General features: G+C 65.9%; 15 protein-coding genes and 1 tRNA gene. 7 read left to right on the top strand and 9 right to left on the bottom strand.

Annotated features, from left to right (window positions below):
- Nucleotides 1-91: 91 nt before the first annotated feature.
- Entirely contained in the window at nucleotides 92-826 is a 735-nt protein-coding gene (locus tag LAQ73_RS05355) for a DUF1028 domain-containing protein (protein ID WP_224270205.1), read from the top strand.
- Nucleotides 827-859: 33 nt separating this feature from the next.
- Here LAQ73_RS05355 and LAQ73_RS05350 read toward each other — a convergent pair whose 3' ends face one another.
- On the bottom strand, nucleotides 860-1,339 hold the full coding sequence (locus tag LAQ73_RS05350; RefSeq protein WP_224270204.1) for an RNA-binding protein: 480 nt from the start codon (nucleotides 1,337-1,339) through the stop codon (nucleotides 860-862).
- A gap of 184 nt (nucleotides 1,340-1,523) precedes the next feature.
- On the opposite strand from LAQ73_RS05350, the gene LAQ73_RS05345 reads away from it, so the two are divergent.
- The 5 genes from LAQ73_RS05345 to LAQ73_RS05325 all read left to right on the top strand — a co-directional run bounded on the left by LAQ73_RS05345 (nucleotide 1,524) and on the right by LAQ73_RS05325 (nucleotide 6,678).
- A complete protein-coding gene (locus tag LAQ73_RS05345) occupies nucleotides 1,524-1,817 on the top strand; it encodes a DUF7562 family protein (protein WP_224270203.1) in 294 nt (97 codons plus the stop codon).
- Nucleotides 1,818-1,897: 80 nt separating this feature from the next.
- Nucleotides 1,898-3,208, top strand: coding sequence for an RNB domain-containing ribonuclease (locus LAQ73_RS05340; protein WP_224270202.1), 1,311 nt, complete (start codon nucleotides 1,898-1,900; stop codon nucleotides 3,206-3,208).
- A 181-nt stretch (nucleotides 3,209-3,389) separates the two neighbouring features.
- Complete coding sequence (locus tag LAQ73_RS05335; RefSeq protein WP_224270201.1) at nucleotides 3,390-4,730, top strand: COG1361 family protein; 1,341 nt, start codon at nucleotides 3,390-3,392, stop codon at nucleotides 4,728-4,730.
- Nucleotides 4,727-5,545 (top strand): ABC transporter ATP-binding protein, encoded by an 819-nt coding sequence (locus LAQ73_RS05330; RefSeq protein WP_224270200.1) that lies wholly within the window; start codon nucleotides 4,727-4,729, stop codon nucleotides 5,543-5,545. Before LAQ73_RS05335 ends, LAQ73_RS05330 begins: the two co-directional genes overlap by 4 nt.
- Nucleotides 5,542-6,678, top strand: coding sequence for an ABC transporter permease (locus LAQ73_RS05325; RefSeq protein ID WP_224270199.1), 1,137 nt, complete (start codon nucleotides 5,542-5,544; stop codon nucleotides 6,676-6,678). The genes LAQ73_RS05330 and LAQ73_RS05325 overlap by 4 nt, the downstream gene beginning before the upstream one ends.
- Before the next feature lie 29 nt (nucleotides 6,679-6,707).
- Here the strand turns inward: LAQ73_RS05325 and LAQ73_RS05320 are convergent, their stop codons facing one another.
- A complete protein-coding gene (locus LAQ73_RS05320) occupies nucleotides 6,708-6,896 on the bottom strand; it encodes a hypothetical protein (RefSeq protein ID WP_224270198.1) in 189 nt (62 codons plus the stop codon).
- A 262-nt stretch (nucleotides 6,897-7,158) separates the two neighbouring features.
- Here LAQ73_RS05320 and LAQ73_RS05315 point away from each other — a divergent pair, with 262 nt between their 5' ends.
- Nucleotides 7,159-7,290: a transporter gene (locus LAQ73_RS05315; protein WP_224270197.1), complete on the top strand. Its 132-nt coding sequence runs from the start codon at nucleotides 7,159-7,161 to the stop codon at nucleotides 7,288-7,290.
- 242 nt (nucleotides 7,291-7,532) lie between these two features.
- Here the strand turns inward: LAQ73_RS05315 and LAQ73_RS05310 are convergent.
- The 7 genes from LAQ73_RS05310 to LAQ73_RS05280 form a co-directional block, all read right to left on the bottom strand.
- Nucleotides 7,533-7,604 (bottom strand) — tRNA-Ala (locus LAQ73_RS05310).
- A gap of 69 nt (nucleotides 7,605-7,673) precedes the next feature.
- A complete protein-coding gene (locus tag LAQ73_RS05305; RefSeq protein WP_224270196.1) occupies nucleotides 7,674-8,249 on the bottom strand; it encodes a rhomboid family intramembrane serine protease in 576 nt (191 codons plus the stop codon).
- A 111-nt stretch (nucleotides 8,250-8,360) separates the two neighbouring features.
- Complete coding sequence (gene rpsJ, locus LAQ73_RS05300; protein ID WP_058580640.1) at nucleotides 8,361-8,669, bottom strand: 30S ribosomal protein S10; 309 nt, start codon at nucleotides 8,667-8,669, stop codon at nucleotides 8,361-8,363.
- Complete coding sequence (tuf, locus tag LAQ73_RS05295; protein ID WP_224270195.1) at nucleotides 8,670-9,938, bottom strand: translation elongation factor EF-1 subunit alpha; 1,269 nt, start codon at nucleotides 9,936-9,938, stop codon at nucleotides 8,670-8,672. It abuts the gene before it with no gap.
- A gap of 140 nt (nucleotides 9,939-10,078) precedes the next feature.
- Nucleotides 10,079-11,020 (bottom strand): homoserine dehydrogenase, encoded by a 942-nt coding sequence (locus tag LAQ73_RS05290; protein ID WP_224270194.1) that lies wholly within the window; start codon nucleotides 11,018-11,020, stop codon nucleotides 10,079-10,081.
- Nucleotides 11,017-11,544, bottom strand: coding sequence for an amino acid-binding protein (locus LAQ73_RS05285; RefSeq protein ID WP_224270193.1), 528 nt, complete (start codon nucleotides 11,542-11,544; stop codon nucleotides 11,017-11,019). The genes LAQ73_RS05290 and LAQ73_RS05285 overlap by 4 nt, the downstream gene beginning before the upstream one ends.
- 229 nt (nucleotides 11,545-11,773) lie before the next feature.
- Nucleotides 11,774-13,954 carry an elongation factor EF-2 gene (locus tag LAQ73_RS05280; protein WP_224270192.1) on the bottom strand — a complete coding sequence of 727 codons (2,181 nt, stop codon included), beginning with the start codon at nucleotides 13,952-13,954 and terminating at the stop codon, nucleotides 11,774-11,776.
- Nucleotides 13,955-14,134: the final 180 nt, after the last annotated feature.

Genomic DNA, 14,134 nt, shown 5'->3' with positions numbered 1-14,134 from the left:
GCGCCGAGTCGACCTCCCGAGTCGACTCACCGAACGGTCGGGACGTGCCGGTACACGGAGATTTTTGCGCGGCCGCCGCTACCGCACCACCGTGACTTTCAGCATCTGCGTCCGCGAGGAGTACGAGGACGACGACGGCGACGGACAGTTGCGCTTCGGCGTCGCGGTGACGACTCGTCTGCCCGGCGTCGGGACGCTCTGCCCCTTCGCCAGCGAGCACGGCGCAGTGGCGACGCAGAGCCTCGTCAACGTCGAGTTGGGCCGGAAGGGAATCGAGTACATCGACGACGGTCTCGCCGTCGACGACGCGCTTCGGTCGCTTCTGAACGCCGACGAGGGCAGCGCCCAGCGACAACTCCACGGCGTCGACGCCGAGGGAACGTTCGCCTTCTCTGGCGAGGAGTGCAACGACTGGTACGGCCACGTCGAGGGCGAGAACTACACCGTCGCGGGCAACCTGCTGGTCGGCGAGGAGGTCGTCGAAGCCGCGGCGGAAGCGTACGAGTCGACCGCCGGTGGCGACGCGCCGCTGGCCGAGCGGCTGATCGACGCACTCGAAGCGGGTCACGAAGTCGGCGGCGACAAGCGCGAGGAGCTGCCCGTCCAGAGCGCCGCGCTGCTCGTCGAGCGCACGGACGACGAACCCGGCGACTTCACCGACGACCTGCGCGTCGACGCCACGGAGACGCCCGTCTCGGATTTGCGTGCGACCTACGAGGAGGCCAAGCGGGGCTACGAGATCGTCCTCGAACAGCACGAGGAGGAAACGGACGATATCTCGGAGGAGCTCGACGGAGTCGACGTTGAAACCGCCGACGGGGAGTGAGACGCCGGGGATACAGAAGGAGTTCGGACGCGCTCAGACGGTGAACTGGTACAGGTCGTCGCCGACGTAGTGGACCGACTCGACGACTTTCCCCGAGTTGCCGACGAGGTCGGCACCGGCTTCGAGCGCCCGACCGACGGCGAGCACCTTCCCGTGGGTCTCCTCGGCGATGGCGACGAGGTCTCCCGCTTCGATGTCCTCGTGGGCGTCGACGATACCGGGGCGCATCACGTCCGCGCCGCCGCTGACGAACGAGACGGCACCGGCGTCGACGGTAACGACGTGTTTCTGCGGCGGGTACTCGTTGGCACCCTCCACCGTGAGAAACGGCTCGTCGCCCAGGTACAGCACGGCGGGAGCGCCGTCGACCAACACGAGGTCGAACTCGGTGCCGGTGAGTTCGACGAACTCGTAGGTGTCGCCGTCGAGGTCGACGCCGAGCGTCTCCGAGAGCGTCTCCTCCAGCGATCTGATGTCGTCGCTTCGGAGGTGATGCCGCGATTTGACGTTCATACGCGCCTCGTGACGTTCCGAGCGAATAAATCGCCCGCTCTGTGCGCTCCGGCGGTCGAACCGCCGACCGACGCGAGAACGTAAACTGCCCGTTTACACTCCTCAACAGATAACAGTATCTCGCCCGTGAACGAGCGTCTGACGCCGCATAAACGCTAAGTACGCCCCCGTCAACCTCTCATCCATGTGGCGCTCCCGCACGGGTCGGGACCGGAAGACCGTCGTCTGCATCGCCTGCGGTTCGTCGGTGCTCCGGTCGGAGGCCCGCGAGTACGACAAGGAGGGTGACCGCTGGAACCGTCACGGCAAACAGTTCGAGTATCTCTGCAAAGGCTGTCACCGAGAGCTCTGCTGGCAACCCCGGGGCGAACTGGAGTCACTCATACTCGATATCGAACAGGACGGACTACCGCAGTCGGAGTTTCTCACGCGCTATCTCCACGCGATCGAAGACCGGTACGGCCGACCCGAGGAGTAACTCGCTTTCGGCGCTCGGCGCGAGGAAACGCGTCGCCGGACCCCGACACGACTAACTACCTCTCGCTCTTTTTCTCGCCTATGTCGAACGACGCACAAGCGCAGGCTGGCACCGCCGAGGGCCAGGGTCCCGTCGAGATAGACCCTGAACTCGACCGCCATCTGCGGAACAAACGCGAGGAACTGTTCGAGGAGTTCGAGATCCGCGACGAGTTCCCGCCGGAGGTCCGCCGCGAGGCCAAGGAGCGAACCGAGGACGTCCAAGCCGAGATTCGAGACGCCGTCGACGACCGCCGCGACCTTCGGGAGATGACGACGTGGACGACCGACCCCGCCGACGCCCAGGACTTCGACGACGCCATCAGCATCGAGGAGGACGACGAGGCGTACACGCTGTGGGTCCACATCGCCGACGTGAGCCACTACGTCCACCCCGGCTCGGAGATGTGGGCCGAGGCGGTCAAACGCGGCAACACGGTGTATCTCCCCGCCTACACCGTCCACATGCTGCCGCCCATCCTCGCCGAGACGGTCTGCTCTCTGGTCCCCAACGAGGAGCGACTCGCCCACACCGTCGAGATGCGCCTCGACAAGGAGAACCTCGGCTACGAGTCCATCGACATCTACAAATCCGTCATCGAGAGCGACGAGCGACTCACCTACAGCCAGTGCGAGAAGCGCCTCGACGACCCCGACGCGCCGCTGCACGACGAGATAACGCTCTCCTACGAGCTCGCAGACCAGATGCACGAGCAGCGAAAGGAGGACGGGTCGCTCGTGCTCAACCCGAGTCGCGACCACGCGCACACCATCATCGAGGAGTGTATGCTGAAGGCGAACAAGGCGGTCACGCACGAACTGATGTGGGGCCGCGGCGTCGAGGCGATGTACCGCGTCCACCCGCAACCGACGCCCGACCAGTGGGACAAGGCGCTGCGCGAGATCGCCGAGCTCGACAACGTGAGCATCCCCGGCGGGTCGTGGGACGACCCCCGGAAAGCCGTCAACGCGGCACTCGAGGAGGCTCCGCCGCGGATGCTCAACAAGATTCAGCGCGCCGTCCTCAAGGTGATGCCGCGGGCGAAGTACATGAACGACCCCTTCGGCGGTCACCACGCGCTGAACTTCGACATCTACGGCCACTTCACCTCGCCCATCCGCCGGCTCTCGGACCTCATCAACCACTGGATCGTCCACGAGAACGACGTCCCCGAGGACCTCGTCGAACTCTGCGACCGCGCCTCCGACCGACAGAAGGACGCCGAAACCGCAGAACGGCTCTACAAGCAGTTCATGCAGGAGGTCGGCCTCGACCCCTACGCCGTCAACAGCCGCGGCCTCGTCGTCGTCGAGGAGGACGAAGACGAGAGCGACGACCAGAGCGACGAGTAGACGCCGAGTAGTTCGATAGCGGGTGTGGCTCGACGGCGACCGTGTCGTCGTGTGCCGCGGAAGCTCTCCACGCTCGACTCCGTTCTCAATTTCTCTCCCGCTCTCGGCGACACCCCGGCCGGCTCCCGAAACCATCACGCGCTCGACAATCTATTTGCCGGTCGCGCCCTTCACTGTCGTAATGAAGGCAGTCGCCGCGCTTCTCGCGTGTCTCCTCCTCGTCGTGTCTTCGGTTCCCGTCGGCGCAGTCCCGTCGGAGCCGAGAGACGCGGCCATCGGTATCGCCACCGATTCCGGTCCGTCGCCGACGCCGTTCACCCAGGTCGAGAGGTCGTCGCTACAGATTTCAGGTGCGCCGCTGCAAGCCACCGGACCCGCCCCCCAAATCGAACTCAACGCCACGGGATTCGTCGCCGAGACGCAGAACCGAGCGACCGTGACGCTGTCGAACCCGACGACGACGCCGATGCGAAACGTCACCGTCACCGCCGAAGTCGCAGGCGGCGACGCCGTCGTCGCCCGCCAAACCGTCGCCGTACTCGCCGCCGGGACGAGCGAGGAGCTATCGTTCGTCTTTCTCCCTCGTGAGACCGGCCAACGAGAGGTGACAGTGCGCGCCTCCTACACCGTCGACGGGGAGGAAGCGACGACGCGTTACCACCAACCCGTGTCCATCAGGCCGCTTGAAGACGACGTGGCCGTCCGCGTCGAGTCGGTCCAGAGCGACGCCCAACAGCCCACCGGCGGACAACTCGGCGCACTGCTCGGTGGCGGTGACGGCGGACAGGGTGCGCTGCAGGGAAGCGGCGACGACGAGGCGCAACCGGGCCAGATAGACGTCGTCGTGACGAACTTCGGAAACGCGCCGCTGCGAGATATCGTCGTCGTGCCGGTGAGCGACGGCACCGAACTCCCGCGACAGTCGATCGCCGGACCGCTCGCGCCCGGAGAGTCCGCGCGGACCACCGTCGACCTGAGCTTCGTCGGCCGACAGGACGACATCGCGTTCGAGGCTCGATACCGCGTCGGCGAACGCGACGGCACCGCCCGAACCGAGTTCCCGTTCGACCCCGCCTCCGGGTCGATCGCGCTGACGAGCGTCAACCTCTCGATGGGGCCCGACGGCGTGTTGCGCATCAGCGGCAACGCGGGCAACCCCGGTGAGGCCTCGGTGACGGGCGTCACCGTCTCGGTCGGCGACGCCGAACACGTCTCGCCGACGTACCCGGTCCGCGACTACTTCGTCGGCACCATCGACGGCAACGAGTTCGCGCCGTTCGACCTCACCGCGGAGGTCGACCGCGAGAACGTGACCGTCGTCCCCGTCGACGTGACGTACGTGACAAACGGTGTCAGATACACCGAGACGGCCGAACTCCCGTACGACCGGTCGCTGTCGCCGCCGGAGCGCGAACGCGGTCTCTTCTCGTCGCTCTCGGTCGACGCGGGCGCGCTCGTCGCGCTCTTCGGGGTGAGTCTCGCCGCGGCCGCAGCGCTCGTCGTCGTCCGCCGCCGCCGATGACCGAGCAGTCACCGTCGTTCGGGGACGCGGCCGTCGATGCCCACGACGGCCCGACGCTCGAACTTCGGGGGGTCAGAAAGGTGTACGAGACGGGCGGCGAGACGGTCGTCGCGCTCGGCGGAGGCGGAGACTCGTCGGCCGGCATCGACTTCGCGGTCGCCTCCGGCGAGTTCGTCGCCATCGTCGGCCCCAGCGGGAGCGGCAAGTCCACACTTTTGAACATGCTCGGCTTGCTCGACGAACCGACGTCGGGCGAGCGCTACCTCCTGGGAAGAAACGTGACGACGCTCGACGACAGAGCGCAGACCGACGCCCGAAAGGAGGCCATCGGCTTCGTCTTTCAGGACTTCTATCTCATCCCGACGCTGACGGCGACCGAGAACGTCGAACTGCCGACCATCTTCGAGGACGACCCCGAGGCGACCGAGCGAGCGCGCGACCTCTTGAGACGGGTTGGCCTCGGCGACCGCCTCGACCACACGCCGAACGAGCTCTCGGGCGGACAGAAACAGCGCGTCGCCATCGCCCGCGCCCTCGTCAACCGGCCGCGAGTCCTGCTGGCCGACGAACCGACCGGCAACCTCGACCAGGAGACGGGCGCACAGATTCTCGACGAGTTCCGCCGCATCTGCGAGACGGGCGTGAGCGTCGTCGCGGTGACGCACGACCCGCAGGTGACGGACTACGCCGACCGGACGGTCCGTCTCGTCGACGGCGTCGTCCGGGACCGAAACGCAGACGGTGCGGGGAGCAACGTCGTCGACGTGCGTGCGGCCGACGGGGAGAATCAGCACACCGACCCGGAGGACGCGTGACACTCGACCGACGGTTCCCCGCGCTGCTGATGGCGTGGCGCAACCTCGACCGGAACCGCCTGCGCTCGGCGCTGGCGGCGCTGGGTATCGTCATCGGCGTGCTCGCCATCGCCACCCTGGGCATCTTCGGCAACGTCCTCCAACTGTCGGCGACGAACGAACTCGGCGCGATTGGCGATCAGGTCGTCGTCGGTCCGAACCAGGACGCGGGCGTCACGTCGCTGAACACCCGTGAGGTGGAGACGATACAGCAGCTCACCGCCGGACAGGGGACGGCGGTGCCGCTTATCAGCGACGGTGCGGTCGTCTCGAACGGTCGCGGGCAGTCGTTTGCGACCCTTTACGGCATCTCGACGCCGACGGTGCTTTTCACCGCCTCGGAGGGGACGCTCCCCGAGCGACACAGACAGGGCGCTATCGTCGGGTCTGCGCTGGCCGACCGACTCGACTTACAGGTCGGCAGCATCGTCGACATCGAAGGTAACGAGTATCGAGTCATCGCCGTTCTCGCGCCGACCGAGGACATCTCGCCGGTGTCGCCCGACGACGGCGTCGTCCTGCCGCCCGAGGAGTTCGTCAGCGACGAGTACAACCAGGTCGTCATCCGCGCCGACTCCGGCGAGGACGCGAGCCAGATTGCGGCGTCGGTCCGCGAGCAACTGAACGCCCGCGAAGAGCGCGTCACGGTGTTCGAGTTCTCGACCATCCTCGAACAGATCGGCGAGTTCTTCTCGCTCCTGAACGCGTTCCTGCTCGGACTGGCGGGTATCTCGCTCGTCGTCGCCGGGGTGAGCATCTTCAACGTGATGTTGATGAGCACCTCGGAGCGACGGGGAGAAATCGGGGTGTTGCGCGCCGTCGGCGTCCAGCGACGCGACGTGCTGCGGATGCTGGTCGTCGAGGCGGCGCTTCTGGGGACCGTCGGCGGCGCCGTCGGGGCGGCACTCAGCGCCTCGGTCACCGCGGGACTGTACTACTTCACGCCGGTGACGCTGGCCGTCGCCCTCGACCCGAGCAACGGCCTCTACCTCGTCGGCGCGTTCGCCTTCGGCGTGGTCGTCAGCCTCGTCAGCGGCCTCTACCCGGCGTGGAAGGCCGCGAACGAACCGCCCGTGGAGGCGCTTCGCGGCTGAGGCCCCGCCCCGTTGGGCTACGACGCGATTCAGTACGCGCTACCGCGGCTATCCTCCACGATGAGGCGTGCGACGAGCGCGAGGAGGATGAGCGGGATGCCGATTCCCGAGACGATGAGCAACAGCAGGACGACCGCCCGCATCAGCGTCCCCTGTCGGTCCCAGACGCGGCGCGTCACGTTGTCGATACTCCGCGCGACGTTCTGTATCGCTCCCATGAGCGTCAGTACGACGTTCGACAGGTTCACTCTTGGGGTCAGATATCTCCACACTGATAGATACGGCACCCTCACCCGCAAAGAGGGTCTTCCCGCGGACATTCTGGTCTTCGCTCTCGGTGTCGGAGGCGTCGTAGCCGATTCGAATCCGCTGCTCGGCGATGGGTTTGTTGCTCGGTTCGTGATAGCGGGTGACGGTGGCGGCGTCCGCCTCGGAGTTTCTGCCCCAGCAGTTACCTTTCTCGACGTTGGCTTCGTTCCTATGCGAATCAGTACAATCGTGCTACTCGTCGGTATCGTGCTGTTGTTCATCCCCATCCCGCCGTTTGCGACCATCGCCGGGATTCTCACCATTCTCGTCGCGCTGGGGATGCGTTTCTTGGGCGGCAACTAACTCGCGGCGACCGCCGCAGCACGGAGTCGTTTTTTGGTTCGGAACTCGCCGGGCAGACGCGCGTCTCGCGTTTCTCCGACCGCACGACGACCGTGTGGTCAGTGCTGTCGACGTGGTCGGTGACACACGAGACTCCGTCGCCTCTCGGGCAAGGAACTATCGTAGACTCGCGGGGGTCACGCAAACGAGCGAGTGTGACTACGCGAGTGCATCGGCTGAGGGAGTGAAACGACCGAAGAAGATGGACTCGCGGGGATTTGAACCCCGGGCCTCTTCCTTGCGAAGGAAGCGATCTGCCACTGATCTACGAGCCCTCGTCTGCACCCCAACTAACCCGTGGGCCGTACTTGTAGCTTCTGTTTTCGCCCGCCTCCGCGAGGGAGTCACACGCTGAGCAGTCGGAGTCGCCCGGCGACGAGGCCGAGGACGAATCCGGTGCCGTGAGCGACGATGGCGACGTTCGGTCCCGCGCCGAGCGCGGCGACGAGGACGGCCGCGGCGACGACCAACGCGACCTGCGTCCGCCCGTTCAGCTTCAACCGCCCGAGCACCGAGTCCGTCACCGGATTCGCCGCCAGCAGGTAGCCCGCGAGCGCGAAGATCGCGCCGCTCGCGCCGATGACGCCGACAGCGCGGCCGAACACCGAGTCGAATCCGATTTCGGCGAGTCCGGCGAGAACGCCGGTCGTTAGAAAGAACGTGTGATACCGCCACCGCGTCGTCCCCTGCTCGACGAAGAAGCCGACGACGACGAGCGCGACGACGTTGCTGAGCAGGTGGCCGACGCCCGCGTGGGCGTACACGCTCGTGACGAGCGTCCACGGACGGACGTCGACCGGCGGAGCCAGCGCGAACAGCCCGACGGCGCTCCCGAACAGACCGAGGACGCTCTGGAAGAGGAAGACGACGCCGAAGACGACGAGCGTGTCCAGCGTGGGGCTGTTCTGGTGGGAGACCATACCGGAACAACGCCTTACGGGCGCAAAAGCGTACCTGCGGCTACGAATCCGAAAAATCGAAGAAAGGGGATGGTGGAGACACCGTCGGACTCCGACGGGCCTTAGCGTCAGTCAGTCTTCGAGAACGATCTCGATACTGACGTCGTTTGGCACTTGGATGCGCATGAGCTGGCGAAGCGCGCGTTCGTCCGCGTCGATGTCGATGAGACGCTTGTGAACTCGCATCTCCCAGTGCTCCCACGTCGCGGTGCCTTCTCCGTCAGGCGACTTCCGACACGGAATCTCGAGCGTCTTCGTCGGCAGCGGAATCGGACCGCTGAGGCTGACGCCCGTCTTGCTCGCGATTTCGCGGACGTCGTCACAGATGTCGTCGAGGTCCTCGGGGCTCGTGCCGGCGAGGCGAACGCGTGCTTGCTGCATTTATCGCTCGTTGACCTCGAGCACCTTGCCGGCCGCGATGGTCTGACCCATGTCGCGGATGGCGAAGGAACCGAGTTCCGGAATCTCGCCGGACGGCTCGATGCTGAGCGGCTTCTGCGGACGGATCGTCACGATGGCGGCGTCGCCGGACTTGATGAAGTCCGGGTTCTCCTCTGCGACCTCACCCGAGGCGGGGTCGAGCTTCTGGTCGATGGACTCGACCGTACAGGCGACCTGCGCCGTGTGGGCGTGGAAGACCGGCGTGTAACCCGCCGTGATGACCGAGGGGTGCTGCATGACGACGACCTGCGCCGTGAACGTCTCGGCGACCTTCGGTGGGTCGTCGGCCGGGCCACAGACGTCGCCGCGGCGGATGTCGTCCTTGCCGACGCCGCGCACGTTGAAACCGACGTTGTCGCCGGGTTCCGCGCGCGGGACCTCCTCGTGGTGCATCTCGACCGTCTTGACCTCGCCAGAGATGTCAGACGGCTGGAACGAGACGTTCGCGCCCATCTCGAGGACACCGGTCTCGACGCGGCCGACCGGGACCGTACCGATGCCGGAGATGGTGTAGACGTCCTGGATCGGGAGTCGCAGCGGCGCGTCCGTCGGCGGCTCGACTTCCGGCAGGTCGTTGAGCGCTTCGAGGAGCGTCGGGCCGTCGTACCAGGACGTGTTGTCGCTGGCGTCGGCGATGTTGTCGCCCTCGAACGCCGAGATCGGGACGAACGTCGCGTCGTCGGCGTTGAAGCGAACCTGGTTGAGCAGGTTCTGGACTTCCTCGCGGACCTCCTTGTAGGAGTCCTCCGAGTAGTCGACGACGTCCATCTTGTTGACGCCGATGATGAGCTCGTTGATGCCGAGCGTGCGGGCGAGGAACACGTGCTCGCGGGTCTGCGGCGCGACACCGTCGTCGGCGGCGACGACGAGAACCGCGTTGTCAGCCTGCGAGGCACCCGTGATCATGTTCTTGACGAAGTCACGGTGGCCCGGACAGTCGACGATGGTGAAGTAGTACTTGTCCGTGTCGAACTCCTGGTGGGCGATGTCGATGGTGACACCGCGCTCGCGCTCCTCGGCGAGGTTGTCCATCACGTAGGCGAACTCGAAGCCGCCTTTGCCCTTCTCTTCTGCTTCTTCGCGGTGCTGCTCGATTACGTGCTCCGGAACCGATCCCGTCTCGAAGAGGAGTCGGCCCACGAGCGTGCTTTTTCCGTGGTCAACGTGGCCGATGATGGCCAAGTTCTGGTGTGGTTTGTCTTCGCTCATTGTTTAGCTCACGCGCTAAGGCGCTATGTGGCGTTTCCTTTGGTTGAGGACCCTAAAACGATTTCGATACGGCATACGGGACACCCCGACGCCGTCTTGCGGTTTGACACTGGCTACCGTGCGGTAGTCGGTGACAACAGCTACTCCAGGCGCCGAACGTCCGATAGCACCGCACTCGCCGTCTCGGGACCGCCCGCCCCCCGACCGCTGATGTTCAACCGACCCGCGTGGGTCGTCTCCAGTTGGACGATGTTCTGGGTACCGGTCACCGCGAGCGTCCCGTTTTCGGAGACGAGCCGGGGGCCGACGCGAACGCCGTCCGCGGTCGCCTCGCCGATGAGTCGCACCGTTTGTCCGTCTTCGGCGGCGAGTTCGAGCGCGCTTCCGGGGATGTCGCGGATACCTTCGACGTCGGCGTCGGAAAGCGAGTAGCCGCCGTCGTAGAGCACGTTACCGAGGATGACGCATTTGAGCGCCGCGTCGGTCCCTTCCACGTCGAAGGAGGGGTCCGCCTCGGCGACGCCGAGGTCCTGCGCCTCCGCGAGCACGTGGTCGTAGTCCAACCCCTCGGCGGTCATCCGCGAGAGGATGAAGTTCGCCGTCCCGTTCAGCACGCCGCGGGCGGCGGTGATCTGGTCGGGGCCGAAGTCCGAGACAGCCGAGAGGACGGGAATCGCGCCGCCGACCGTCGCCTCGAACAGCACGTCGCCGTCGCTGTCGCGTTCGAGCGCACGAAGGTCCTCGTAGCGTTCGGCGACCGGTCCTTTGTTCGCCAACACGACGTGACGGTTCGATTCGAGGGCCGCTCGCACGTGCGAGAAGCCGGGCTCGGCGTCGCCGAGCGTCGTCGGCGTCGCCTCGACGAGCACGTCGTACTCCGACACGAGCGCGTCGCCGATCTCCCTGTCGCCGACGCTTCCCTCCTCTTGCTTCCGGTCGAGCGCCGCGGCGACGTCGACCCCGTCGGCGTCGACGACCGCGCCCCGCGAGTCCGCGAGCACCGTCACCTCTTGGCCGTAGTCGGCGGCCAACTCGGCGACGGAGCGACCCACCGCTCCGGCACCGACGACGGCGACTCTCACGCCGACCCCTCCGCGAGAGGTTCGACGACTCGGAGATCCTTCCGGTCGGCGATCTCCCGGACGACGGCAAGGACGTTCCCACGTTTGCCCGCTTGGGTCGCCAGTCGGACGCGGGCGCTCGACACCTCGTTTCGGCCTTCGGGTGCCGACACCGAGAGGTCCGCCAGCGCCGCGTTCGCGCACTCTTCGATGCTCCGGAGCGTGTCCGAGAGGTCCGTGTCGACGAGGTGTCCGACCAGAAGGACGGTCAACTGTTCGCCGTAGCGCTCCGCACCCGCCTGTATCACGTTGACGCCGTTCTCTCGAAGCGCGTCGACGATGGTGTCGAAGCGGTCCGGCGGACACTCCAGGTCGACTTCGACGGGGATGTGACCGCGCGGCGTGAGGTTGCCGCGCTCGTGGTAGATGGAGAGCAGGTTACCGCCGTTGTCGGCGATGGGCCGCAGCGCCGCGAGCAACTGGCCGGGCTCGTCGACGAGTTCGAGCCGAACCGTGTGCGGCTGCGGCGTCTCGCCGTCGCTCATCGGTTCACCTCCGAAACGCGCCACCCGCCTGTTGTCGACAGGGAGCGGTCGCTTTGTGGCTCCGTGTCGATACGCCGCGGCTGGTGTGCGCCAATCCGCATACTACGCTTCTGACGCTACGTGGGTTATAACTCTTCGTCACTCGCAATTCTGACCGACGTCGGTCGATAGCGGCGTGGCCGCCGCTCGGGGCCGCGAAAGAAGGAGAGAAGCGCGCGATCGGTCGCGCTTAGATGTAGTCGATGGCCGGCGAGAGCTCGAGCTTCATCCCCTTGCGCTCGCGGATCTCCATAATCTTGTCGCGCTGGAGGCTGTCCGAGAGCACGCGGAAGCCGGCGTTCTCGGTGTTCCACGACGCGCGACCCTCGGTCGCAGAGCGGATGTCCGAGGAGAACCCGATCATCTCTTCGACGGGCGCGATACCCTCGATGACCATGAGGTCACCTTCCTGGTACATGTCGTCGACGCGGCCGCGGCGACCCTGAATCTCGCCGGAGGCCGAGCCCATGTAGTCGGAGGCGACGTCGATGCGGACGTTCTGGATCGGCTCGAGCAGTTTGATCTGCGAGTCGATGAGCGAACGGTGGACCGCCTCGCGGACCGCCGGGATGACCTGCGCGGGACCGCGGTGGATGGTGTCCTCGTGGAGACGCGCGTCGTGCAGACGCAGCAGCGTACCCTGCACCGGCTCCGCCGCCAATGGACCGTCGTCGAGCGCCTCTTCGAGACCCTCGATGACGAGCTCCATCGTCTCGTTGAGGTGCTGGATACCCTTCGTGTCGTCGATGAGGATGTTCGTGCCGAAGATGTGTTCGACGTTCTGGGAGGTGTCCTTGTCCATGCCGGCTTCCTGCAGCGCTTCGCGGCGCTCCAGCTCGGGCATGTCCATCGCCACCTCACCGAGCTTGATGGCGTCGACGATGTCCTGCGACATCGGCTCGGCGGTGATGTAGAACTTGTTGTGGCGGTTCGGGGAGACACCCTCGACCTCGCGCGACTGCTGCTGGGGAGCCTCGCGGTAGACGACGATGGGCTCGCCGGTGTGGACCGGGATGCCCTGGTTGTCGCGGATGCGCTGAGTGATGACCTCGAGGTGGAGTTCGCCCTGTCCGCTGATGAGGTGCTCGCCGGTGTCCTCGTTGATCTCGACGCGGATGGTCGGGTCTTCCTTGGCGACCTGCTGGAGCGTCTGGATGAGCTTCGGCAGGTCGTCCATGTTCGTCGCCTCGACGGATTTGGTGATGACCGGCTCGGAGATGTGTTCGATGGACTCGAACGGCGTCATCTCGACGCTGGACACCGTGGACCCGGCGATGGCGTCGCGGAGGCCGGTGACGGCGGCGATGTTGCCGGCCGGAACGCGGCTCACCTCCTCGCGGGAGTCACCCATGAAGATACCGACCGACTGGACGCGGTTCTTGCCCGCGGTGCCGGAGACGTACAGCTCCTGGCCTTTCTCGAGCGTTCCGGAGAAGAGACGACCCGTGGCGATTTCGCCCGCGTGGGGGTCCATCGAGATGTCCGTCGACATGAAGACGACCTCGCCCTCGTCGTCGACGAGGCGCATCTGCTCTGCGAGTTCGGATTCGGAGTCGCCGCGCCAGATAGTCGGGATACGGCGGGGCTGGGCGTCGAGCGGGTCCGGGAAGTGCTCGGCGACCATGTCGAGGACGACGTCCGAAAGCGGCGTGCGCTCGTGGAGCTCCTCGCGGTTGCCCGACTCCTCCATCTCGATGATGTCGCCGAAGGAGATGCCGGTCTCCTGCATCGATGGGATGGAGACACCCCACTTGTACAGTGCGGAGCCGAAGGCGACGGTCCCCTCTTCGACGGAGACGGTCCAGTCGTACTCTTTCTCCTCGGTCATGCCGCGGATGAGCTCGTTGACGTCGGTGATGACGTCGAGGAGACGCTCCTGCATCTCCTGGGGCCCTTCCTGGAGCTCGTTGATGAGGCGGTCGACCTTGTTAATGAACAGCGCCGGCTTGACGCCCTCGCGGAGCGCCTGTCGGAGCACCGTCTCCGTCTGGGGCATCGCGCCCTCGACGGCGTCGACGACCACGAGCGCACCGTCGACGGCGCGCATCGCGCGCGTCACGTCACCACCGAAGTCGACGTGGCCCGGCGTGTCGATGAGGTTGATGAGGTGGTTTTCGCCGTTCCACTCGTGGGTCATCGAGACGTTCGCGGCGTCGATGGTGATGCCGCGTTCCTGTTCGTCCTCTTTGGTGTCCATCGCGAGCTGCTGTCCCGCAGTCGCGTCGGAGATCATGCCGGCACCGGCCAGCAGGTTGTCCGAAAGTGTCGTCTTCCCGTGGTCGACGTGAGCGGCGATGGCGATGTTCCGGATCTGCTCCGGCTTGTCCATCAGTTTCTCACATTCCTGTACGATTTTCTTTCGTCGGCCCATTATGAATGCCCCTACCGGCAGGAGGGTCAAAAGGGTAGTGTTTTTCCGACGCCGAATCCGTCGAAAACGGCCGTTTAACACGGCTCCGTGTGGGTACGTACCACTTAGCAAAGAACCCGAAAATCAGGCCGAACCACCAGTTCGGCGACTCGTCGCGTAGTCGATACGCCGTTTCCGTCT

It is taken from the genome of Haloprofundus salinisoli, from assembly GCF_020097815.1.
Taxonomy (GTDB): domain Archaea; phylum Halobacteriota; class Halobacteria; order Halobacteriales; family Haloferacaceae; genus Haloprofundus; species Haloprofundus salinisoli.
This window is presented reverse-complemented; position numbering and strand designations above follow the sequence as displayed.

Coding starts and splice junctions, on each gene's coding strand:
- LAQ73_RS05340 (WP_224270202.1), top strand. CDS start 1,898: ATGTCGAACGACGCACAAGCGCAGGCTGGCACCGCCGAGGGCCAGGGT.
- LAQ73_RS05320 (WP_224270198.1), bottom strand. CDS start 6,896: ATGGGAGCGATACAGAACGTCGCGCGGAGTATCGACAACGTGACGCGC.
- LAQ73_RS05330 (WP_224270200.1), top strand. CDS start 4,727: ATGACCGAGCAGTCACCGTCGTTCGGGGACGCGGCCGTCGATGCCCAC.
- LAQ73_RS05280 (WP_224270192.1), bottom strand. CDS start 13,954: ATGGGCCGACGAAAGAAAATCGTACAGGAATGTGAGAAACTGATGGAC.
- LAQ73_RS05350 (WP_224270204.1), bottom strand. CDS start 1,339: ATGAACGTCAAATCGCGGCATCACCTCCGAAGCGACGACATCAGATCG.
- LAQ73_RS05315 (WP_224270197.1), top strand. CDS start 7,159: ATGCGAATCAGTACAATCGTGCTACTCGTCGGTATCGTGCTGTTGTTC.
- rpsJ (WP_058580640.1), bottom strand. CDS start 8,669: ATGCAGCAAGCACGCGTTCGCCTCGCCGGCACGAGCCCCGAGGACCTC.
- LAQ73_RS05305 (WP_224270196.1), bottom strand. CDS start 8,249: ATGGTCTCCCACCAGAACAGCCCCACGCTGGACACGCTCGTCGTCTTC.
- tuf (WP_224270195.1), bottom strand. CDS start 9,938: ATGAGCGAAGACAAACCACACCAGAACTTGGCCATCATCGGCCACGTT.
- LAQ73_RS05345 (WP_224270203.1), top strand. CDS start 1,524: ATGTGGCGCTCCCGCACGGGTCGGGACCGGAAGACCGTCGTCTGCATC.
- LAQ73_RS05285 (WP_224270193.1), bottom strand. CDS start 11,544: ATGAGCGACGGCGAGACGCCGCAGCCGCACACGGTTCGGCTCGAACTC.
- LAQ73_RS05335 (WP_224270201.1), top strand. CDS start 3,390: ATGAAGGCAGTCGCCGCGCTTCTCGCGTGTCTCCTCCTCGTCGTGTCT.